At 54.1% G+C, this 22,022-nt stretch carries 19 protein-coding genes; 7 read left to right on the forward strand and 12 right to left on the reverse strand.

Annotated features, from left to right (window positions below):
• Positions 1 to 66: 66 nt before the first annotated feature.
• Positions 67 to 738: an endonuclease III domain-containing protein gene (locus Pr1d_RS22910; protein ID WP_148075709.1), complete on the reverse strand. Its 672-nt coding sequence runs from the start codon at positions 736 to 738 to the stop codon at positions 67 to 69.
• Between the two features lie 199 nt (positions 739 to 937).
• On the opposite strand from Pr1d_RS22910, the gene Pr1d_RS22915 reads away from it, so the two are divergent.
• A complete protein-coding gene (locus Pr1d_RS22915) occupies positions 938 to 1,477 on the forward strand; it encodes a DUF2617 family protein (protein WP_148075710.1) in 540 nt (179 codons plus the stop codon).
• A gap of 86 nt (positions 1,478 to 1,563) precedes the next feature.
• Here Pr1d_RS22915 and Pr1d_RS22920 read toward each other — a convergent pair whose 3' ends face one another.
• The 5 genes from Pr1d_RS22920 to Pr1d_RS22940 all read right to left on the reverse strand — a co-directional run bounded on the left by Pr1d_RS22920 (position 1,564) and on the right by Pr1d_RS22940 (position 7,584).
• On the reverse strand, positions 1,564 to 2,382 hold the full coding sequence (locus Pr1d_RS22920) for an alpha/beta fold hydrolase (protein ID WP_168205439.1): 819 nt from the start codon (positions 2,380 to 2,382) through the stop codon (positions 1,564 to 1,566).
• The gene (locus Pr1d_RS22925; protein WP_168205440.1) at positions 2,379 to 4,235 is read right to left on the reverse strand and encodes a tetratricopeptide repeat protein; all 1,857 of its coding nucleotides are present in this window, start codon (positions 4,233 to 4,235) and stop codon (positions 2,379 to 2,381) included. Before Pr1d_RS22925 ends, Pr1d_RS22920 begins: the two co-directional genes overlap by 4 nt.
• Before the next feature lie 177 nt (positions 4,236 to 4,412).
• Positions 4,413 to 4,853, reverse strand: coding sequence for a response regulator (locus Pr1d_RS22930; RefSeq protein WP_148075713.1), 441 nt, complete (start codon positions 4,851 to 4,853; stop codon positions 4,413 to 4,415).
• 20 nt (positions 4,854 to 4,873) lie between these two features.
• Positions 4,874 to 6,148, reverse strand: coding sequence for a serine hydroxymethyltransferase (locus tag Pr1d_RS22935; RefSeq protein WP_148075714.1), 1,275 nt, complete (start codon positions 6,146 to 6,148; stop codon positions 4,874 to 4,876).
• A 107-nt stretch (positions 6,149 to 6,255) separates the two neighbouring features.
• Complete coding sequence (locus Pr1d_RS22940; protein ID WP_148075715.1) at positions 6,256 to 7,584, reverse strand: hypothetical protein; 1,329 nt, start codon at positions 7,582 to 7,584, stop codon at positions 6,256 to 6,258.
• Between the two features lie 199 nt (positions 7,585 to 7,783).
• On the opposite strand from Pr1d_RS22940, the gene Pr1d_RS22945 reads away from it, so the two are divergent.
• Positions 7,784 to 8,206 carry a hypothetical protein gene (locus Pr1d_RS22945; RefSeq protein ID WP_148075716.1) on the forward strand — a complete coding sequence of 141 codons (423 nt, stop codon included), beginning with the start codon at positions 7,784 to 7,786 and terminating at the stop codon, positions 8,204 to 8,206.
• A gap of 25 nt (positions 8,207 to 8,231) precedes the next feature.
• Here the strand turns inward: Pr1d_RS22945 and Pr1d_RS22950 are convergent, their stop codons facing one another.
• Complete coding sequence (locus Pr1d_RS22950; protein ID WP_148075717.1) at positions 8,232 to 11,726, reverse strand: AsmA family protein; 3,495 nt, start codon at positions 11,724 to 11,726, stop codon at positions 8,232 to 8,234.
• Between the two features lie 263 nt (positions 11,727 to 11,989).
• Here Pr1d_RS22950 and Pr1d_RS22955 point away from each other — a divergent pair, with 263 nt between their 5' ends.
• Both Pr1d_RS22955 and Pr1d_RS22960 read left to right on the forward strand, forming a co-directional pair.
• Positions 11,990 to 12,205 (forward strand): DUF433 domain-containing protein, encoded by a 216-nt coding sequence (locus Pr1d_RS22955; RefSeq protein ID WP_148076496.1) that lies wholly within the window; start codon positions 11,990 to 11,992, stop codon positions 12,203 to 12,205.
• Positions 12,202 to 12,522: a DUF5615 family PIN-like protein gene (locus Pr1d_RS22960; protein ID WP_148075718.1), complete on the forward strand. Its 321-nt coding sequence runs from the start codon at positions 12,202 to 12,204 to the stop codon at positions 12,520 to 12,522. Before Pr1d_RS22955 ends, Pr1d_RS22960 begins: the two co-directional genes overlap by 4 nt.
• Positions 12,523 to 12,531: 9 nt before the next feature.
• Here the strand turns inward: Pr1d_RS22960 and Pr1d_RS22965 are convergent, their stop codons facing one another.
• The 3 genes from Pr1d_RS22965 to Pr1d_RS22975 form a co-directional block, all read right to left on the reverse strand.
• Positions 12,532 to 14,778, reverse strand: a complete 2,247-nt coding sequence (locus Pr1d_RS22965; RefSeq protein ID WP_148075719.1) for a biotin/lipoyl-binding protein — start codon at positions 14,776 to 14,778, stop codon at positions 12,532 to 12,534.
• A 98-nt stretch (positions 14,779 to 14,876) separates the two neighbouring features.
• On the reverse strand, positions 14,877 to 15,767 hold the full coding sequence (locus tag Pr1d_RS22970) for an efflux RND transporter periplasmic adaptor subunit (protein WP_148075720.1): 891 nt from the start codon (positions 15,765 to 15,767) through the stop codon (positions 14,877 to 14,879).
• A 119-nt stretch (positions 15,768 to 15,886) separates the two neighbouring features.
• A complete protein-coding gene (locus Pr1d_RS22975) occupies positions 15,887 to 18,025 on the reverse strand; it encodes an efflux RND transporter periplasmic adaptor subunit (RefSeq protein WP_148075721.1) in 2,139 nt (712 codons plus the stop codon).
• Between the two features lie 407 nt (positions 18,026 to 18,432).
• On the opposite strand from Pr1d_RS22975, the gene infA reads away from it, so the two are divergent.
• Both infA and Pr1d_RS22985 read left to right on the forward strand, forming a co-directional pair.
• Entirely contained in the window at positions 18,433 to 18,657 is a 225-nt protein-coding gene (infA, locus tag Pr1d_RS22980; RefSeq protein ID WP_148075722.1) for a translation initiation factor IF-1, read from the forward strand.
• 298 nt (positions 18,658 to 18,955) lie between these two features.
• The gene (locus Pr1d_RS22985) at positions 18,956 to 20,623 is read left to right on the forward strand and encodes a hypothetical protein (protein ID WP_168205441.1); all 1,668 of its coding nucleotides are present in this window, start codon (positions 18,956 to 18,958) and stop codon (positions 20,621 to 20,623) included.
• A gap of 77 nt (positions 20,624 to 20,700) precedes the next feature.
• Here the strand turns inward: Pr1d_RS22985 and Pr1d_RS22990 are convergent, their stop codons facing one another.
• Entirely contained in the window at positions 20,701 to 20,994 is a 294-nt protein-coding gene (locus tag Pr1d_RS22990; RefSeq protein ID WP_148075724.1) for a DUF2442 domain-containing protein, read from the reverse strand.
• Between the two features lie 238 nt (positions 20,995 to 21,232).
• A complete protein-coding gene (locus Pr1d_RS26140) occupies positions 21,233 to 21,370 on the reverse strand; it encodes a DUF4160 domain-containing protein (RefSeq protein WP_210417809.1) in 138 nt (45 codons plus the stop codon).
• 81 nt (positions 21,371 to 21,451) lie between these two features.
• Between Pr1d_RS26140 and Pr1d_RS23000 the strand changes: the two genes are divergently transcribed.
• Positions 21,452 to 21,970, forward strand: coding sequence for a glycine cleavage system protein R (locus Pr1d_RS23000; protein WP_148075725.1), 519 nt, complete (start codon positions 21,452 to 21,454; stop codon positions 21,968 to 21,970).
• Positions 21,971 to 22,022 lie beyond the last annotated feature (52 nt).

Here is a 22,022-nt window from a genome sequence, read left to right on the forward strand (position 1 = left end):
GAGTTGGCTCGGCTATATCAGTCTTGACTATTACCCCACTCCTGGAAAAAAAGGAAAAATAATGTGCTAGCATCGAGATTGCTCGACAACGCCATTCGCTGGCAGAAGCTGCTGCAAAGGACATTCATCGCACAACGGCGCTTTGCGGCAATGTGCTTTCCCAAGCTGTACCATCAGAGCATGAAACTCGTTGTAGATAGCTGTATCTACAGGCAATTCTTCTGCCAGATGCTGCTGAAGTGCATCATAAGATGTGCCATAGGGAACCCAACCATGGCGGGCGAATATCCGAAGTGTATAAGCATCGACTACCAGCGCAGGTTGGCCGACGGCATAGAGCAAGATTGAGTCGGCCGTCTCGGGGCCGATGCCATGCACAGAAAGCAACCGCTCTCGCAATTGACGCAGAGGAACCTCCTGCATCGCGACAATCTCTCCGCCGAATTCGTCGACGAAAAACTGTACTAATGCTCTCAACCGCTTGGCTTTGTTCCGAAAGTATCCTGCCGGGCGTATTAACTCTTGGAGTTTTTCCAGCTCCAATGCCAGCAATTCCTGCGGCGCCAAGACGGCGGCAGACTTGAGATTCTCAATGGCCCGTTCGACATTCTTCCAGTTTGTGTTTTGCACAAGTACCGCCCCGACCATTACTTCAAAGGGCGAATCTGCGGGCCACCATTGCTGGGGACCCCATGCTTGAATGACCCGGTCGTACACTTGTTTAGCGATCGTGGACATAGTTTGAAATACATCTGCAAATGCTAGCAAATTAAACTCGATGATACTCAATCTGAGACTTACTCACTCCAGGTTTGTCAATACTGAATTCGGGGGAACTTGGCCAACTAAATTTTTCCCTTTGAGATGGTTGCAGTCGACAACTATAATCAAGGAATCATTCGACAGTCATTCATCCTTTTACCAGGTGAGTATAAACGTGTTATCCGTTCGACCAAAAGTTGCTGAGCTCGTTTGCCAACTCTATGGCAGATCGCTGCATCCCGAACTATTCGACATCCATCAAACGCAGTGTTACGAGCGGGGTCAATACAAGGCAACGGTTAGAATCACCAGCACCGGCCACTTGGTCACCTGGCAAATTGGCGATCTCTTGCTTACGGAGGTCACGACATCTGCCCATGCAGAACTTCCGCAGAAGCGAAGGTTGATGTCGAACCGCATCCGCGCATCCCGGGAAGATTACCTGCAATGCAATGGCGGTATACGCTACGATTTAGCTTTTTCGCTTGAGGCCACCAACGCCGAAAAAATGCGGCACTACCAAAACGAGTTGTCCCTTCAATCCACTCGTCAAGGAATCCTCCAGCGCTTCGAGGCCAGCGGGCGATTTGAGGCCGGGGCGCTCAGCTACGTTAATGTCGAGGCCCGCGACAAACTCTTCCGCGTTCAGGCGTTTCATACGTTTCCTGACGATGCCGCAGTGGTCCGGATTCAGTCGAAATTTCAACTTCCGTAAACTGGATCACATGTCGCAGAGAGCGCCATGGCGGGCGGCTTAGCGGGTTACCCGGAGGCAGGTGTGCCTCCGGCTAAGGATTCATTTCATCCGCCAGTGATTTCCGCTACAAATCGTTGCAGCGATTCGGTAACTGCACCGGGGTTCTCTAGCGTAGTCATGTGTCCAGACTCGGGGATCTCCACGAATTGCACATGGGGAAGCAATTCGGCCATGCCTCGCATTTCGGCAGGAGGACTAATCACATCCTCTGAGCCGACGATGATCAATGCAGGTAGCGTAATCTTGGCGAGTTCGCCCGTGACATCCTCACGTGCGGCCATCCCCCGCAGGGCTGCGGCAACTGCCGCCGGTTCACAAGACCGCATCATCTGCGTCACTTGGCTAACAACTTCAGGACGTTGGGTGAGCGTTACTTTGCTCAACAACTTAGGGAGCATTGACTCGATAAGTGAATTTAGGCCCGATTCCATTACAGCTTCTGCCGTTTTGATTCTGCCTTCGCGAGCTTCATTGCTATCAGCCACCGCGCGTGTATCGCAAAGTACGACTGCCCGGACGCGTTTGGGATAGCGGAGAGCGAACTGCCACAGAACGTAGCCTCCCATTGAAAATCCGCAGAGAATCACTGGCTCTTTCAAACCGATCTTATCCAGCAATGCGGCGACATCCTCTGCATATTGGTGCATTTCGACTCCATTCTCAGCATCTTCAAGCGTGAGAGTGGATTGGCCGAAGCCACGTAAGTCCGGTGCAATGATGCGACATTCTTTACTTAACTCGGCAATCTGCGGAGTCCACATCGAGTGATCCAGCGGAAAACCGTGCAATAAGACCACGGGTTGCCCGCTGCCAGCGTCGGTATAGTTGATTTGGATCGAGTCGAGCTGAACAGATTTTATCACGGTTGCCCCTTGTCTTGTAATTTGCTTTCTGCGAGTGCCTTTTCAAACGTTGTCAGTTGCCGCCGCATCACCTGAACCTGAGGGTGCTTCTCAACGGCCTGGCGCTGATACTTGATCGCACTACCCAGATCACCGGCGGCATAATAGCAGCGACCCAACGTATCCAAATAGCTGGGACTATCAGGCGACAACTCCAATGACCGGTGAGAATAGCGAACTGCCTTAGAGAAGTCCCCTTCGGTGTTGCTTACCAGCCAAGCCCAATGGTTGTACCAGAGTGCTTCGTCGGGGTATTTCTCAATGAGTTGATCGACATCATTGGCTGCCTGACGAATACGCTCTTTTACCTTGGCACGGTAGGCCTCGTCCTGATTTGGCAAGCGATACATGGCGATCAAGATATCGGGGTCTTGCATGTCGGTCTGATAGGCATAGGCCAAATCGAGATGCTTTCGTTCGGCGGCATGGTCGCCTTTCTTGTTCAGATCGCAAGCAGTGAAAAACTCTCGGCTCTTGCGCAGATCGCTCATCAAATAACGCAACTCGTTGTCGTGCATGACGCGCTGCTTGAGCTGAGGGTCCGCATCGACCGCATCGCAAACTTCTGCCATCAGTTCTGCGGCCTCCTGATCTTCGCCTCGGTCGTGCAGACACCAGCTGGCCAGCGACCGGCGGGCGTCCATTGATTCCTGGCTAGCTACTTCAGAGTGATCAATAACGAATCGCCATTCCTTCTCCGCCCAATCGTGATGGCCATACTCGGCGATGATGTCGGCGATATTCGCCCGCTCAGCGTTGTCAGATTTCACTAGGTCAAAGGCTCGCCCTGCAATTTTCTTCGCATCGACGTCTTGTCCTCTCTCGGCACGTGCAATGGCTACCAAATACAGAAGCAACCGATCTTGCTTGAGCTGCTCACCATAGTGGGCCTCCATCAATTCCAGGGCTTTCCACTCTTGTTCATTCATCGTCCAGAGCAAAGTCTTTGCTAAGATATCCCTGGGGGTGCCTCCTTGGTCAACCACGAGATCAATCCGGCGCCGCAACGACTCGAATAATTCTGCGGGATGTTTCTCGTCTGCACACAATTGAATGTGAAATTGCATCAGTTGAATGACAACGTCCAGGCTCGTTTCCTCTGGCTCGTCTTTCAGCAGAGCAGCCTCGGCATCAATCAACGATAGCCACTCCGGAGAAATGGACTCGGTATCTTGCAACTGATCAGCATAGGTGCGCAGCCACCGAGCAGTATCCCTGGGGCTGTCACCTATCTCCTGGCGGATGCTCAGAGCAACTGTCTCGGCTAACTTGAGGTGCTTTTCCCTCGCCCCTAAAACTGCCAATGCGCCGAACTTGGCAAGTCGTGGAGACAACTCGAAATGCGAGATGCGACTCAAAGCTCCCACTCCCATGGCGTCATTGAGAACCCCCAGTTGCCCAATGATCTCGCGCCGCTGGGCCAGCGACACTTTTGCATAGGATTTCATCAGTTCGCGAACTTCTTCAGGATCGTCGGAGCGAATCCAATAGTCCACAGTGATGCGGTGCAGCAGGTACTCAGCCTGCGTGGCAATCTCTAGATCAGCGTTGTTCTGTGCCTCTTGCAAGTGATCAAACGCCATCGCCCCCATAGCGATAATCTGCGACTCCGCTTCGCGGCGAGTAAGAAAATCATCGCTCCCTAGTTGGGCAATGAGTTCTTTGATCTTCTGCAAATCGGCATCGTTGGTCGAAGTTGCAGATTGTGCTTCGGGGCGCACCGCGAGATTCTTGTCGATGGCCACAGCCGGCTCAAGAAACCCAACTAGGCCGGCGCTAAGCACGATGCTCCGAAATATCTTGCTATCTCGCATGATACTGGCCGATGGTGGAGAAAGAGGGAGAACACTCGGTTTGGTCTGCTCTCATCATACCCATTTGGCACGACGCAAACTATGGCTGAAATGAAGTCGAGAGCCGATAGCCATGGATCGAGAGCAAGAAGCAAACTCCGGCTCTCGACACTTAGCACTTGACTCGGGACTATTAAGCTAGCGGGCCTCTTCCATTTCTTCGATGTAACGCCGCAACCGCTCTAGCTCATCGCTCATGCTGCGATGTTTGAGCATGAGTTCGACACGCTTGACGAGCTCCAGCTTATTGACAGGTTTGGAAAGAAAGTCATCCGTCCCCGCCTCGACAGCTCGTTCGATGTCGCCCAACTCGTTTAGCGCCGTGACCATCAGGATCATAATACCGCTGGTCGCAGGCTCTGCTTTGAGTCGTTGGCAGACTTCGAAGCCGCTGAGTTTTGGCATCATGATATCAAGCAGAATCAGGTCTGGCTCAAAAGAGGCGACTTTGTCGAGCGTATCCTGCCCATCGACAGCAATGGCCGTCTCCACGTCCAACCCCGCCAGGTACGCCTCCAAGAGCTCGACATTGGCGTCGTTGTCGTCGGCAATTAGTACGCGGTGTTTGGTATCACTCATTGCATTCGCCTTCAATTCTGTCAGGTGGTTCCAGCAACTAGTTCTTCACACAACGCCGCAGCGGGAACTGGGAACTGCTCACACATGTTGCGCACTTCGCCACGAATTCGTTCGTGGGTGGTCGTATCTTCCGGGGCCCGCAAGGCCTCCAATATCCAACGTCCCACCGAACGCATTTCTTCTTCTCCCATTCCCCGCGAGGAAAGTGCTGGTGTTCCAAGGCGAATCCCCGAGGGATCCATAGGTTTGCGCTCGTCGAAGGGAATCATATTCTTGTTGACCGTGATGCCACAGGCATCGAGCGCCGACTCGGCGAGCTTGCCACCAATCTCCATCGGAGTCACGTCGACGAGCATCAGGTGATTGTCCGTGCCGCCGCTGACCAAGCGTAATCCACCGGCGGCCAACGTTTCAGCCAGCGCCTTGGCGTTGTCGACCACCTGCTGCATGTATACTTTGAAGTCTCCCTTGAGCGCCTCGCCGAAGCATACTGCCTTGCCGGCGATCACGTGCATCAATGGCCCGCCCTGGATACCGGGAAACACTCGGCTATTAATCGTCTTGCTATACTCGGCCTTGGCTAAGCATAATCCTCCGCGCGGGCCTCGCAACGTCTTGTGTGTGGTGGTCGTGACAAAGTCGGCCAGGGGAACGGGGCTATTATGCAGGCCGGCAGCAACCAAACCCGCGTAGTGGGCCATGTCGACCATGAGTTTCGCCCCACAACTTTCAGCGATCTCGGCGAACTTGTCGTGGGGAATCTCACGCGGATAAGCGCTCGCTCCGGCAACGATTAGCTTAGGCTTATGTTCTTTGGCAAGTTGGGCTACCTGGTCGAAGTCGATGCGGTGATCTTCTTTCCGCACGCCGTAGCTGACAAAGTGGTAGAGCATCCCTGAGATGTTCAGCTTCATACCATGCGTGAGATGCCCGCCATGGGCCAAGTCCAGGCCCAACACTGTGTCGCCGGGTTCCAAGGCTGCCAGATAGATAGCCGTGTTAGCCTGCGAACCCGAATGTGGCTGCACATTGGCATACTCGGCTCCGAAAAGTTCCTTGGCGCGGTCAATGGCAAGATTCTCGGCCACATCGACATACTCACAGCCGCCGTAGTAGCGGCGGCCGGGATACCCCTCGGCATATTTATTAGTCAGCACACTCCCCGCGGCCTGCATCACGGCTGGGCTTGTGTAATTCTCGCTGGCAATTAATTCCAAACCATCTTCCTGACGCGTCATTTCGTCAGAAACGGCAGCCCACACCTCGGGATCATTCTCAGCAAGAAAGTTAGTCATTAGTAGGAGCGAGTCGTTAGGCGCTAGGCGCAAGTCAAAGGGGAGATGATAACCGCGATATTACAAGTCGCCGGTCTTTCCTATTGTTGAGACACCCTCCAGAAGTGTCAATCGCCGTGGAGCGATGAATTGACGGGTGCGATCCGCACGTTAAGCGCCCCTTCATTATCAGACAGCTCCGCAGGAGAATCGTTCACACGCAAGTAGAGAACCGCGTCATAAGCAGGTTTGATCGTCGTACCCAGTCCAATCGCCAGTGGATGGGCGAAGTCGGCCTGCTCATCTTGGCTGGATTTCACCGGCCGCAAGGCGCCAAGCAACATCCCCAGCGGCTGGCCGTCGTGATAACGGATTGTGACGCCTCCCGGCTCACACGGCCAAGGCTGGCCGACGTTGGCAATCAGGTATCGGCCCGCAGCGGACACCTGGTACTGAGTTCCTCCCCGCAGCAGCCAGGGGGTTGCCTGCCAACCGCGGTCCGCGGCAACCGTGATAGTAGCAGAATCTTCAAGCGGTTTTGCCTCTCCATGCTGCATCGCCATCCGGTCGGTGTCGTACCCGTAATCAAGCGTCGCCACAAATGCTGGCCATTCAACATTCAAGTCGGCCCACTCTTTGTGAAAGAGTTTGCGAAACCGAGAGTTAAAATCCGATCGTTTCACTAGCCGCGGAAGTTTGCGAAACTTCTCGCTATACTCCGGATGCGAATCCAGGAATTTGCTCAGCGCCCAACACCAGGCATAGGCATCGGTGGAGAGCGATTGTCGATTGTCAATTGCCATCACCTGACCCAGCGACAAGGCCTTTCCAGATTGATGCGCATCACGGATAAGTTTGATCCGTCCCCACCGGGGCATTTGCTCTCGGTCGGCAGGGAAAACATTTAGCTCCAACAGATTCTCTTGCCAACGATGTGTTCCCAATAGCTCTGCTGTTCCCTCCATGTACCATCCCGGCCCGGCGCTGCCGAGAAACGCCAGCATGAAACTATGCGTTCCCTCATGAAGCAGAAGGTGCCGGCGGTAGTAGTCGCTCTGTTGGTCGTCGAGCCAGAGTTCATTCCCAACTGCATATCCATTGAGATAGTCATGATGCCCATCAGGCAACAAGCCGAGCGCGTCAAATTTCGCCCGTTCGCGAATCAAAAACCCCTGCACCTGCCAATCGGCGACTTGCTTTTCAGTTACACCAAAGTAGTTTGCCCACTGCGCGACTGCAGCATCAAACACTTGGGGTAGCTCATCTACAGCAGAGTTGGAGGGCACATCTGTCCATAGTCGTAAATGCTTGCCGGGGATTTCCCGGATGCCTACTGCGTCGGCGCGGGCAGGATTGACATGGCGGGGTGCGGGCCAATCTGCGGGCGACTGGGCAAAAGCTCTGTCGACCGATACCGAAAGAGTCCAGAGAAACAAGAGTAACAGTGTGTGATACATTATTCCATTCTACCCTATTAGATTCTTATCAGCTTCCCCAGCTGCTATGTGACACAAAAGCCTCTAATGAACAAATCTGTTGACTAGTGAGATCCTCGTTGCTAATCATAGAGAGAGAAGGCTTCGGATACCCGTTTCTGTCAAGTGTCTTATCTATGTCGTCTTTTCATGTGAACATTGATCTGGAGGTATGAATGCGATGCATGCAAGTCAAGATGGCGAAAAAATCGGCCTGGAATTCTCGCTCCAACGTCCAGTGCAGCACGATGTAGACCGCATCCCCAAATCGCGCGATCAAGAAGGAAACGTCATCTATCCTGAGATGGATGCTGATGGGGACCATGTCCATTTTGAGATGGTCCCGATGGGGGGAGAAGCGATCCTGTGGTTAACTGTGCGGCGCGGAGTCACACCCGAACTTGCTTCCAGTTCGCTGCGCAAAATAGCCAACCTAATCGATCGGCATGGTCAAGACTTGCTCAACCTTCTGGAAGGGAAGGAAGGGTCTTTCGATGAGTTGGGGGAAATGGTAGCAGGGCCACTCAAACTCGATTATGACGAGCATGGTGATCTTATATTTCCAGAACAGACGGAGAGTGCACAGAGTAAATCAATCCGTTAGAACTTGATGTATTCAATGACTTTTCTCACCTCTGTTTGAACAACTTCTCCAACTGCCGATTGATCTCACCACCGATCGCCTGGCGGGCGGTTTCGCGCAGGAGTTGCTTGGTGAGGTTTGCCATGGCCTCTTGGTCGACACGGGGTTTTTCGAAGGTGCCGTAAATGGGGACTTGCAGGCTTTGGCCTGCGAGCCCTCTCAGCGCGTCTTCGCCATCGATCCAGCGGTCTTGGATGGGGATGTCGATCATCAGAGCCAGGCTTTGATCAAATCCTACTGATCCTTGCGAGCGGACCGGCACGTCGTCGATTGTGAAGACCAGATTCCGGTGATAGACGCGACCCTCCACGACTTGAAACTCAATCTGCTGATCGTGCATTGAAAGCAGCTTGGCAGGTTTAGGGGCGACTCCCCCTTGCAACAAATCTTTGCCCTTCTTGATGGCTTGAAGCTGCTGGATCGTAGTTGCCAGGTCAGCCACCATGGGGCCAGGAAGGACTGTCAGTTCATGCACCGCCAGTCTACCTGCGGTGTTGGCAAGCTTGGGGGCATCCAGTGGGATCTTGGATTCCGCCAAATCGACCGAGAACTTGCCATCGACGCGCGTCGCTCCTGCAAGGATTGGGGCCACGTATTTGAGCATCTCCTCACTCACCGCTGGCGAAATCTGCACATCGGTAACCAACGGACCTGCGGGGATTAACAAATGTTTTGGCAGTGGATCGAATACCACGCGGGGACTTGCCGAGAATCTGCCCTCGCCGACTGCAATGTCCAGCGGTGCGATCACAAGTTGGCCCGCGCCGAGCGAACCCTGAAAATTGCCTGCCGTGATGGGCAATCCGAACACCGAGGCTTTGGACCACCCACCTTCGGCGGTCGCTTGCCAAAGCTGTGACCAGTGCGCCGACTCTCCTTTGGGCATTCTGCCACGCGCTTCGAATCGCACGACACGATCTCCTTCGATGCGCACACCAGGGCCGGTATAGTTGGCGATCAACCGGTCGAGTGACTCGGGATCGTAGTGGGCAGTTCCTTGGACTGCGATTTCTCCCCCCTCAACCGGTTTGTCCCAGGTCGCCATGCCAGTAAGTTGCAGCGTTTGACCGTCGATGCTGAATTTCTCAAGCGCTACCTGCTCGTCGGCGATCTTATAGATTGCCTTTCCGGTGCTATGCAGTTGAGGCTCGGACCAGACAACTACCGGTGGTTGGCGAGTCGAGTTCTTGCTTGTCCCTGCGCGAACTAACTGCAAACCCTCTGCATCCAAGGAAAAATCTGCCAGAATCTGTTCGGAGTTGGTTGCCAAGCGCAACACGCCTGTCGCTGCACCACGTGGCCAAGTCGAATCGCGTCCACTTACGAGGCCCGCCGCTGCTGCCAACCGTTCCAAATCAGTGCGATAGGCAATCTCACCGGTCACGATAGGCAACTCGCCGGCCGCCAAATCAATCCGCACATCCCGCGAGCGGAACGCGACGATGCTTCCGGCGAGTTGGAATTCTTGCGAGTGGTAGTTGTTCGCCGCTGCGTTCCAGCTGCAATCTCCCGAAAAGTCAATGTGAGGGTCATCCACTGCCATCGACCCTTTGCGAATATGCAGTTTATCAATGCTTCCCGCCAGATCGCTCACGGCCAATTCAACCGGAGTGATTGCGAGCTTGGCCTGCAGTTTGGCTTGGCCTGCGAACTCGTCGGGGATACCCTGCATCCAAGGACGCAAGCGGCCCGCCCAGGAATCAACGGGACCCGTGCCATCGATTTTTACCAGCCAGTTGCCTGCAGCGGAAAGATCCACGGCCTCTAAGAGGGTCACTGCCAATTCATCGCGATCCCCATGCAGTATCATGGAACTGGTAGCGAGCGACTTCGGTAGCATATGGTCTGCTTGGCCAGCAGCACGCCAGTCCACCACCAACTGGGGTTCCTCCCACAGGAGGCGCTGCCCCTGGGTGACAACCAACTCGCTGAGCTTGACGTCCGCTTTGGCCTCGAATTCGGTATTGTGAGTCGTCGTGTATTGAAAGTTTCCTCGCGCGAATCCTCGGCATTCCAGATCGCGCATGTCGATAAACTGTCCTGCCTGCTCAGCCATCTCGGCGAGGTTTACCTGAAAATCTCCATGCATCCGATCATCAGTCGTTACCACGGTTGCTTCTGCGGAAGGAGCCGTGAGCGTGAATCGATCCAAACGGGGACCAGCAGGCGAGTCCTTCCATTGTGCGGCAATCTTCACAGGTTCCTGAGAGCGAATTGCCTTCTCCCCATCTTGGCCAGCCAGGTTGGCCAGCGCGGCGTCAGCAGACCAGGTAAAGGCACCATCACGCAGTCCGCTGTTGGCATTCCACTCCACCTCTCCTGCATCGATGCGAACTCCGTCGCGTATTTGCAGCACATGAGGCAGCATCTGCGCAAGTCGCGCGAGCGACACTTTGCCGGTGAGCTTGAACTCCCGCTGTGGGAGGTTCGCGAGACTGAAGGTCTTGAGTTCCTCCAGCGCCAGCGCCCCTTGAGCAGCAACTTCAGCCCAATCGCATTTGAGTTTCAATTCACTGATGCCAACTTCACCATGGGCGAAGCTCGCCTTCCATGGAATCTCGAGCCGAGAGCACTCCAAGCGGTCCCCTTGGAGAACTTCGCCCGAGAATGTAAGAGAATCGCACTCGGTATGTCCCCAAGTCGAAAGAGTCAGTGGACCCTCATTTTTCGGATTCCACAGGACATGGACATCGAACGCGGCGACACCTGCCAATTGGCAATCACCCAGCGTACGAAGCAACAAGGGCCGCAACGGTTCAAGCAACAATCCCTCAGCAATCATGTCTAGTTGCTGATGATTGTCGGCGGCCTCCTGGACGCGGATTTTGACGCTCCCCGTTTGATCGTCCGCATAGCGCACAACCGCCGAACCGTCTGCTGAGATAAGCCCACGCTCTGCCGCAAGGACAGCTTTGAGATTGGTTTGATCGACTTGCCATTTAGACTCGGCAGTCGTATCGAAGCCGTGCACACTTCCATCGACGATGTCGAGTCGCAACGAGATTTTCTCTACAAGTTTACTTGGATCACCTGACTCTGCGGGGATTGATGCTCTGCGTTTGTCGACGGCAGCCAAGAAATCTTCCAGATTACTTCCATCGGAGCGAGTCGTCACATATGCCACGGGCTGCACGAGACGCACGGCACCCAAGTCTCGCGAATGCAGCGCGAGCCCCACTAGGGAGCGTTCAACAGTAAGCGACTCGACCGTCAACAAAGGATTGCCATCGGGAGCAACGATGGCCACATTCGTCAACGATTGAGAACCAATCCAGGAAAGGCAGCCCTGCTCACTCTGAATGTGCCACCCACCCTGTGGCATTTGCCAATTCAAAAGCGTATCGCGCAGCGGCGAATAGGCGATCATCGTGGGGGCAGCGGAGACAGTCACCACAACCAAAAGCAAGAGAGCAAACATACGACGCTTGAACCGACTCTTGCGGCGCGGTTGCCCGTCGTTCGAATTGCGGCGCCGTGACATTGCGTAGTCCATCGCTGGCAAGGTACGCAACGAAAGCCGCGCACAGATCCCTCTCGAAGAAACGATTTTCCGATGGCCCATTCTAGGACTGTGAGAGAATCGAGCCTAGAGCGAGTGAAGCGCTGGCGCTGCTAGCATGGGAACTAGACGTCATTCCGAGGGGAGACGTAAGACCCAAGGCATCTGGATTGTTGCTGCAAAACCTAAGTGCTGAGCTTTTGGCACCGCTTCTATCTGCCGCAAAGGCTGACTACAATGCAATCATGGCGAGCGTAGTCTCAACTAATCCGAACGTCTTGGGTGGAACCCCTGTATTCACTGGCACTCGAGTGCCAGTTAACTCGCTATTTGACTATCTCAAACGTGGCAGAAATATCGACTATTTCTTGGAGCAGTTCCCTACTGTTCAGCGCAGTCAGGTCGAGCACCTACTGGATGAAGTCAAGATTCAGGCACTCGCCTGTCAATCACAGTCATGAAGCTGCTTCTGGATGAAAACCTGCCGCATTCTCTTCGTCATGAAATATCTGGGCACGAATGTTTCACCGTGGCATATATGGATTGGGCCGGGATTGAAAACGGTGAGTTACTATCGCTCGCAGCTTCGTCTGGCTTTGGTGCATTTCTGACAAAGGACGCCAACCTTCGATACGAGCAAAACCTGATTGAGATACCGATAGCTGTAGTAATTCTTCGGGCAGCAACAAATGACATCGACGATATTCGCCCACTTCTGCCGCAATTGCTCAAAGCATTGAGCCACTTGCAACCCAAACAGGTAACAGTTGTTGCCTGAATAGGAACCCTACAAATCAAAATTAAACGTCCGCTTCAGATAACGATACAAGCGGCTCGCCAGAGTACGCGGTTCCGTCTTGATGCGCGCCGTGCCGGTGAGGCCGTTGCGAAAGATACCGAGGGAATTGTCTAATTGCACTTCGGCCTGGTAGGAGGTGTCGAGTGGTTTGACCTCGCCTCCGGGATCGTGTTGGGCGGGTACTGCGCCCCCCGAGGTGCTGGCCAAGCGGGGGCTGATGCTTTTCATTTCGTCGTCGGCCACCGACTGGAGGGTACTCACGAAGACATGGTAGGCTGACTCGTTAAACATGAGACGCACCTCTTGCCCTTCGCGCACCAGATCCAAATCGCTCTGATTGATCACCAGCACGGCATCCCACTGGTTGGGATCGCCAATCTGGCAAAATAGATTCTCTGATCCATCGGGCAAGAAAGTGGCGCCCAGATTCTTTTCTTCCATTGGCCAACCCGACCAACTGGCAAGTTCGACCTCCTGATTTGAGCGGGCATCAGGCCGATACGGAGGGGGAATCACGGTACCGGCGCGCGGGGCAGTCAGTTCGAGCCGATCGAGGTCGCGCTGTTTTTGTACGAGTTGCTCATCGAGCGATGCTAAGCGTTCGCGGACCACGTCGATCTGTAAGCCGGCGTTTTGATCATAGTGCTGCATATCCTTAAGACTATCGAATTGACGTTGGCTCGCTTCGCGCTGCCCCTGAATTTTTTCTATCTCTAGCTCCAAATCGATGTTGCGTAGGCGAGCAAGCAATTGGCCTTCTTCGACGTTCTGGCCCGGTTCGACCAGCACTTCTTCGAGTGTCCCTGCCACGTCGATGTAGACCGACTCTGACCCGCGCGGCTGGAGTTCGAATTCACAAGTCACGCTCGACGGGAAAGGGATGAAAAGAATCCCACCCACCACAGCGGCCAACAATGCCAGCGACGCAAACATCCGGACCTTTTTCACTTTACTCACCCTCCCCGGTACACGGAAAAACTTGAACACTTTCCAAAATGGCATCACGATCATGCCATACAAAGATGCCACTGCAATCGCTTGCCCCAGAATCTTGAGTCCATACGGCTCGAACACTTTGTTGAGAAAGTACAGAATCGAGAGCAGCACGACCCAGCGATAGAAGAACGATGCGACCGTGTAGAGCGCGAACCACCCCTGATGGCGATGCGGCAAGAACGGGTCGTCAGGCTCTTCGAGTCCCAAGCACCACCAGCCGAGCTTGCGATTGAGAATCGTACTGGCCTTTTGGCGCAAGTTGGGGATCTCCATGATATCGCTCAGAATGTAATACCCGTCATAGCGCAACAGCGGATTCGCGTTGAACACGATGGTACTCACAGAACTGACGAACATGATGTTCAGGCAGAGGTAGTTCAAGAAGCCGGGCTCGCTGAACCACCAGATAAACGTGGCGATCGAGGCGATGACCACTTCTACATACATCCCCGCCGCACCAATGGCCGCCCGATGCCAACGATTCGGCAACATCCAGGAGTCGGAAACATTGCAATAGAGGCAGGGTGTGAGTACCAACAGCATGATGCCCATCTCGTGACATTCGCCACCGAAATGCTTGCAGGAAAGGCCGTGACCAAATTCGTGAATGATTTTTGTGACCGCCAATACACCGGCGATCACCAGCCAGTTCTGGGCGGCAAAGAACGAGTGAAACGACGGTAGCTTTGATTGAAATACATCGAACTGCACAATGACCAGCGACAGGGCACTCAATGCCAGGATGCACGCACAGATGGTCGCTGGCACCGAGAAAAACCAACGGACCCAAGGATAGATCGCATTGAGAATTCCCTCAGGATCGATCCCCCGCATGCGAAACGACAAGATGTTGCTGAAGTTTTGGATCAGCTCCTGCTTGCGTTTTTCGTCACGTCGCTTCTTGAGCTGAACCCCCTGCCCCGCCGAGTCGGAGAGTACCAACCCACTGCGGTGCAACATGCCGATAAAGTTCTGGAGTTCCTCGACTCGGATCGTCTGGGGCGGAAAATCTTTCTCAAACCGCTCGGCGATCTCCTCGAGGCTCGATTCCCCGTCAAGCATCTGCAAGATGGCGAACTCTTCTTCCTCAAAACGGAAGTACTGTAACCCCACAGGATCTTTGACCACCCAATAGACCCGCCCCTGGTAGCGCTGCTTGCGAGCCTTCAGATCAGGCCGTACCCGTATCGCCAGCTTACGCGACGAACTCGAAACGATGCTTTGAGCAAGGGTGGCCATGTATGTCCGTTGTCAGTGGTCAGTGGTCAGTGGTCAGTGGTCAGTTGCAAATTCAACACAACTGACCACTGGCGACTGACTACTGACTACTCTAACCTCTATTTCAAATGGATTGTCATTTTCGCGCGTTGGCCCATGCCTGGTTGCACGACCCAGAAGCCGTCTTCTTTGATGTTTTCGACTTCGGCTCGTACAATGTAGTTGCCGCCGCTTTCGATCAGTTGGCCTACATGGACCACTTTGCCGGGCAAAGTAATTTCACGGCCACGAGCACGGGGAATCGCCACGGTCACATCACGGCCCTGGAGTTCATTGCGATCATAATTCCTGGCGGGGACTTGGGCCTCGACGTACAAGGTGTCAAACCGCATCAGGGTAAGAATCGGGTCTCCCGGATTAACCCACTCCGATTTTTCGCGGTAGAGCTTGACGACCTCTCCTGTGAATGGGGCATGGATAACTCGCTTGTTCAAAGCGACCTGGGCGGCTTCGAGTTCCGCCCGCTTGGTGTCGGCTTCCAAGCTGGCCATTACGCGGTCTTTTTGCGCTTTCTCGGTTTGGAGTTCCGACTTCTTTACGACCAACTCTTTCTGAGTGATCTCGATATCAGGGACCGAGAAGGGCGTTCGCACGTTCGCTTCCTGGCTTTTCTCCAAATCGATCCTGGCAACATCCGTTGCCGCTTTCGAATAGCGCTCTTCAATGTCGTCTTTGACCCGCTCCTCGGCCGCTCTCAAACCAGCCTGGGCAGCTCTTACCGCAGCCTTTGCTTCGCGGTCGTCGATTACGGCAATTGTCTCTTTTTCCTTGACCTGCGATCCCTCGATTACAGGCAGTTCCATGAGAACACCATCCTTTTGTGCGGGAATCTCCACCTCGTCTTTCACTTTGACGATACATCGTTCAAAAACAGGGTCGGTGGTGGACTCGGCGGCGAGCGCAAATGGATTCGCGACGACGAGCAACAGAAGTGACAACAACATTCTCATGGCTAGTTTCCTAGATATTCTCTTACATGTTTTAGTAGCCCTCGCCGGAAGGCGGGGGTGAGCGATCAACCCCGCACCTTCCGGAGAGGGCTAGTAAAGTTGGTATTGTGGCAACGAAGCTAGAGCCTGAACAAGATCCGCGACTGCACGAATTCAAATAAGTCGTGCAACATCACATAGCCCACAGGCTGCTTGCCGCATAGGATCTTGGCTTTTGCGTCGGCCCCCACTTTGAGTTGATTCGCCGGATCGTCGACCAAGCGTTTCAGGTCTTCCTGTGGAAAAGAGACCCGGATGCGAACCGTGTTGCCTTCTTCCCCCATTACTTCGGCGCTGGTGTCGATTTCTTCGACGGTTCCGGTGAGATGCTCGGCGGAGTGAGTCGCCAGGATGAACGAGACCTGCAACTTAGCGTCAGGATCTTTCTCGCGAAGTTTCTGCTGATACTCAATGACGTGCCCCATCTTAGCTTCAGGGAGATAAATCTCTAGCTCCCAATCCTGGGAAGGATCGGCCACCTCCATCAAGCGATTTCCCGGACTCACACGACGATTTTCCAGCTTCTCCCGCACGCGAAAGGTGGTCACTTTCCCATCGATGGGGCTCTCGACCGTGAGTCGTTCTTTTTTCTGCTCCAAGAGTTCGTACTGTTTCTCCAAACTGATACGAGTCGCCTCAAGCTGAGCCAAACGTCCGGTGAGTTGTTCCATGTCGGCAGGGTCTTCCTGCGGATTGTTCAGGTGCATTTGTCGCTGACGATCCGTGGTGGCAATCTCCTCCAACGTGCTTGCTAGCTCCCCTTGCAACTCGGCAAACTGACCATCAAGGTCCAAGCTCTGCATGACGGCTAACACGTCTCCCTTTTTGACGGACTCCCCATGATTGACAGGAACTTTAGTCACAAGACCATCGATCCCGGCAAAGACGTTGCGGCGCACTTCGGGGAGCAGCTTGCCATCGGCCACCATGGTAAAATCGTAGGGAACTGTACAGAGTGCGAAAATGGCCCCCGCAATGGCAATCGCAGCCAGGAGCGTCTTGGGCAAATTTCGTGCGGTCAAGAGAACCTTGGTTTTGCCCAAGGCTCGCCACAAGGGCAAAAGAAACAACCCTTCGAAGTCCTGGGCATTGGTCAACGACGTTGCACTATGGCGGCGCACTACATCGATTCGCTGCAGCATCCCTTCGGGGGGCCGGCTATCGACGAGCTGCTCGATGACAATGGCCCCTAGGATGTTCTCGCGGCGTTTGTCTTTTTTGTCCTCGGGAGTCTCCTCAAGATCCTTGTCCGATTCCCGCAAAGGCAACACGGCCAACTGCTTGGTGTGCGATTCATCAACGTAGGCGTTGACCGCTTTCTCCACTTGAGGAGCCAGATCGGCCGTGTCACCGGTAAACCAGAGGTCTTCCCCTGTGCGTGAGACCGTGGTCGCGAGATTCTTGAGCAACCTGACCACATTCGACCGCTTGTCAAATGTATCCTGTCCGCTGATGGCCGAGACTTCGTACTTGGATCCCTTGCGCAATACCACCGTGACACGGTCGCAACCGATTAAGCGGCGTCCCTCGTTGGCAATTGTGTAGGCCGTTTCGCGTGAGTCGAGCGCCTTGTGTACAAGCGTCGTAAAAGCTTCGAGCTGCTCCCACAAGGTTTGCTTGGTGGCGAAATGCAAGAGACGACGATTCTTGAGGTACTCTCCTGCCAAGTCGCTGATCTGCACCAGAAATCGCAGATAGCCACGCTGCGTGGTTGGCCGTCCCCCAGTGCGCTGAAAGACTTCCATCACCCCTTCGACTCCCCGATCGCTCACTATCGGCGCGAGCACCAAGAGATACTCTGTGGGATTCGCGGCGGCCTCTTCGTTTTCAGCGTCGCCTCCTGAATAAGGAGGAATGATCGTCGGCTCTGCCTTGCCAATCACTTGCGTAAGCAATCGGCCATGCTGAACCTGGGCTTCTTCGCTTTGAGCTAATCCAGTCTCACGAAGATTGACCTGATACTCAAGTTTTAACGGACCACCCTCTTCGAGCATCCAGACAACGCCACTGACAGCCGCTAACGCCGAAACGGTCTTGTCCATCGTGGCCGAGAAAAACTCATTCGGCTCGATTTCCGATTTGCTCAGCTGAACAACTTCTTGGACAAGACTTTGAATCTCAAACTTTGCGCGCTGAATCGCCTCGTCATCGAGCGACGCGCCAGCCCCCTGGCCGGCAGTGGCTTGGGATGGATCCGAGGAAGAAGAAGATGTCGACACAGGCGTTAAGCGTTGAAAATAAGGTTTTCAGTAGGGTGGGCACTGCCCACCAATTTCAAAACGAATCGAATATGGCTATTGGTGGGCAGTGCCCACCCTACGCTAATTCTATATTCTCTGCCCCAATAGAGTTACGTCAAACTCGCTCAGTACCTTTGAATGTCTCCACCTCCCCCCTGGAATCGTCAAAACCCTCGCAATTCGCCCTAAAGCCTCCCGAATAGGTGTCAAAAGCCAAATTCAAGAGACCTCATGGTTACCCAGCAGGACAGATAGCCTATCCATTTGCAGACGCCCACCTTGGTTTGTGGTATTAAAAATGGTAATATTAGAGAGCTTGGCGCAGTAACTCCCCACAGAGCGAATGTCAGGCACATCGGTAACCAGTTATCTCACTCGGAGAATCTATGACGAAGCAGAAGGAAGAAGCCCTGGAAGTTGAAGGGGTAGTAACACAAGCCCTAGCAAATACCCGATTTCGCGTCGAAATCGAGGGGGGGCACATTGTAACGGCCCACGTGGCCGGAAAAATGCGTAAACACTTTATCCGCATTGTTCCCGGAGACAAAGTCCGGGTAGAACTCTCGCCCTATGATCTCACCAAGGGCCGAATTACCTTCCGTGAGCGGTAAGCCGCGCCGGACAGACCATTCGACGCTAGCTTGAGCTTTTCTCGCGTCCGAACGCTCTAGTGGTGGCCTCCAGCCACCATCCCGTGTAGCCCATGGATGGATTCCACCGCTACTTTGCGGGAATTTCTGCCAATATTCTGGCAAGAACCTCGTCGTGGTGTGCGTATAACAGTATAACTAGCTCCCAGCATATTAAACTTTTGGCGGAGGCAGGAACTACATTCCTGTGTGCCGCGTAATGCAGGCAGCCCTTGCGGCCCCTATCTACAACCTACGGAGAATCACTGTGAAAATTCGAATGACCCGCTCACTCTGGCCGATGGCCTTATTACTCGCCTTTAGCTGTGTGTCCCTCGTCCAAGCACAGACTCAGCCTGCCGGTGAAATGAAGCCAATGGCTATCTTGACCATCTCTGGCTACGACGAACTCAAGGAAGACATCAACTTCCTGGGCTCTCTGGCTGGGCAACCTCAGTTGGCCGCGCAGTTCGAACCTTTCATCATGGGGTTTGTGCAAGGACTCAACAAGACACAATCACTCGGCGTCGTGGTACAAACCGACGGCATGAACTTTGCCGGCGCCGTCTGCTTGCCAATCAAAGACTTTGCTACCTTCCTAACGAACCTCAAGGCCTTTGGAATCCAATCTTCGGACGCCGGAAACGGAATCACGCAGATCTCGGCCAACGGCCAAACCTTGTTTGGCAAGCAGGGCAAGGATTGGGCCTACCTCTCGATGATGCCCCAGATGTTGGAGAATTTGCCGGAGAATCCCGACAGGATTTTTGCGTCGCTTACTGATGAGTACGACATTGGCCTCAGGGCAAATGTCCAAAATGTCCCTGAGGCCTATCGCCAGATGCTCATCCAGCAGATCAAGGCTGGCATGGAAGCAGGCATGAAGCCCATGCCGAACGAAAGCGATGAGAAGTTTCAAGCTCGCAAGCAGATGACCACGGTCCAAGTAGAACAACTCGAGCGAGCTATCAATGAAATCAACGAGCTGACGGTTGGGCTTGCGATCGATAGCAAACAGCAGCGTACTTTTTTCGACTTCGCCTACACTGCCGTGGCTGGTTCCCAGTTGGCAGAGCAACTTGCGGACATGGCGAATACGACAACTAACTTCGCTGGATTCTTTCAGCCCAATGCGGCCGGCATGTTGATGCTCGCCTCGAAAATGCAGGAAGCCGACATCGCGCAAATGGAGCAAATGGTTGGAGCTGCCCGCAAGCAAATTGAGACAGCAATTGACGAAGAGTCCGACCTTCCAAACGATCAGGCCAAGGAAACCGCCAAGAGTGCGGCTAACGATTTCATTGACGCCATGGTCGCCACCTTCAAGGCAGGCGTCATGGACGGTGGAGCGGTTCTCAATCTCACACCTGAATCGCTTTCCCTGGTAGCGGGAGGCTTCATTGCTGACCCCGCCAAAGTGGAAAGCGGCTTAAAGAAACTCGCCGAGTTGGGTAAGAATGAACCCGACATGCCGACCGTGAATTGGAATGCTGAGAGTCATGCTGGGGTGAGCTTCCACACCTTGAGCGTTCCCACTCCGGACGAAGAAGAACCTCGTCAACTTTTCGGCAATACCATCGAAATGGCCGTCGGGATCGGCAAACAGTCGGTTTACTTTTCGCTAGGGCGTGATGCTATCGCAGCGGCGAAAAAAGTCATCGATGAATCCGCCGCCAATCCAGGCAAAGCGATTGCTCCCATGGAAATGAGCGTCTCCGTGGGACAGGTTTTGAAAACGGTGGCCGCCTTGAACCCCGAGGAAGAAACGGTGCAGATGATTTCAGACGCTTTGGAGAATGAGACCGCTGGTCGTGACCATGTGCGAATCGTTGCCCAACCGATTGAGAATGGAGTCCGCTCCCGCTTCGAGATCGAAGAAGGCGTCATGCGAGCCATCGCCGTCGGCGTCCAGGCCCAACAGATGCAAGCCGCAGGTGCTGGTCGCTAATTTCGCCCCCGGCGAGCCTGCTTCAGCAGGCTGAGAGGTTCCGAACCGAGACTGGCAATTAGCTGGTCTCGGTTTTTTTATTCTAAATTCGGTGAGTCGCCAGCCGGGGCAGATTGTGTACGAGGAGCAGGAGCCCCTCGCAACAAACCCTCAGTATTTAAATCTTCATCAATCTCAGGCCAATGAATACCATAGCCTCCTCCAGCAATCTCCCAGTTCTGGCGCTCCGCAGGTGAGGCATTCGCGAGGCGAGGATACCACAGCAATGGCACTGAAATCGACCGGCCATCATGCAGCGCAACTGAGAGCGTCTCGTCTGTGAATTCCACACCTGCGACCCGTTCATCAGCTCTCAACGCCAAAGTGCCCATGCCAAGCCTCCAACAACTCTTTGTGCTACTAACAGTTCAATTCTTCGCAGCCTACAAAAATTATCTAAACGCAGAGGACGCGGAGTCGCGAAGATACGCAGAGAATCCTTATAATCCCTCCTCTGCGCCTCGGCGATCTCTGCGTTTAATTGATATTCGGTTGCGGTCACCGGCTGCGCTGGGATGATTGTGAATCAACTTCTGAATCTGCCTCAATTCATGTGCCCTGAAACCTAAATTACTTGCCAACGACACCGGGTCGAGCCAAAAACTTGACCGAGAATCGCTCACGATCCACATGGACATGCGGAGGCTCGCCAAGTTCATGGCTCCAAAAGTAGAATCGGTAGGGTCCACTCCGCAAGACTGTCGGCATACGCTATATTCTACTTGGTACATGCTCACGAAGCCAGACAACTCCTCTTTACAGAAATTGTGGCGACCGAATAAGACCATCATGCAAAAAACTTCTCTCGTACTGACAGTCCTGGGCCAAGATCATCCTGGTCTGGTCGATTCACTTGCCGCGATTGTGGCGGAACATGGAGGCAACTGGGTTGAGAGTCGCATGGCCCATCTCGCGGGACAATTCGCCGGAATCTTGCGCGTGGAAGTCGATCCCCAACAGGCCGAGTCACTCACTGCCGCCATCAAGAAACTCACCGCGAGTGGTTTGGAATCGATGGTGTGTGCCGATCCCATTGGGTCAAGCGTCGAAGGGGGCAACGTGATCGAGCTCGATCTTGTCGGCCTCGACCAACCTGGCATCGTCCGCAAAGTAAGTCAGGTACTCGCCGAACGCGGTGTCAATGTAGAGCAGTTAGCAACTGAGTGTCTTGCGGCCCCCAACACGGGTCAAAGCCTCTTTCACGCTACGGCGAAATTGCGCCTGCCGGAAGGCTTGGAAGAGGGCACCCTGCGAGGCGCGCTCGAGCAAGTCGCGGCGGACTTGATGGTGGAGTTGAAGCTGGAATAAGGGATGTCAGGGTCAGACGTCACACAATGTGACCTCACCCATGACTCGAAAC

It is taken from the genome of Bythopirellula goksoeyrii (genome assembly GCF_008065115.1).
GTDB classification, from domain to species: domain Bacteria; phylum Planctomycetota; class Planctomycetia; order Pirellulales; family Lacipirellulaceae; genus Bythopirellula; species Bythopirellula goksoeyrii.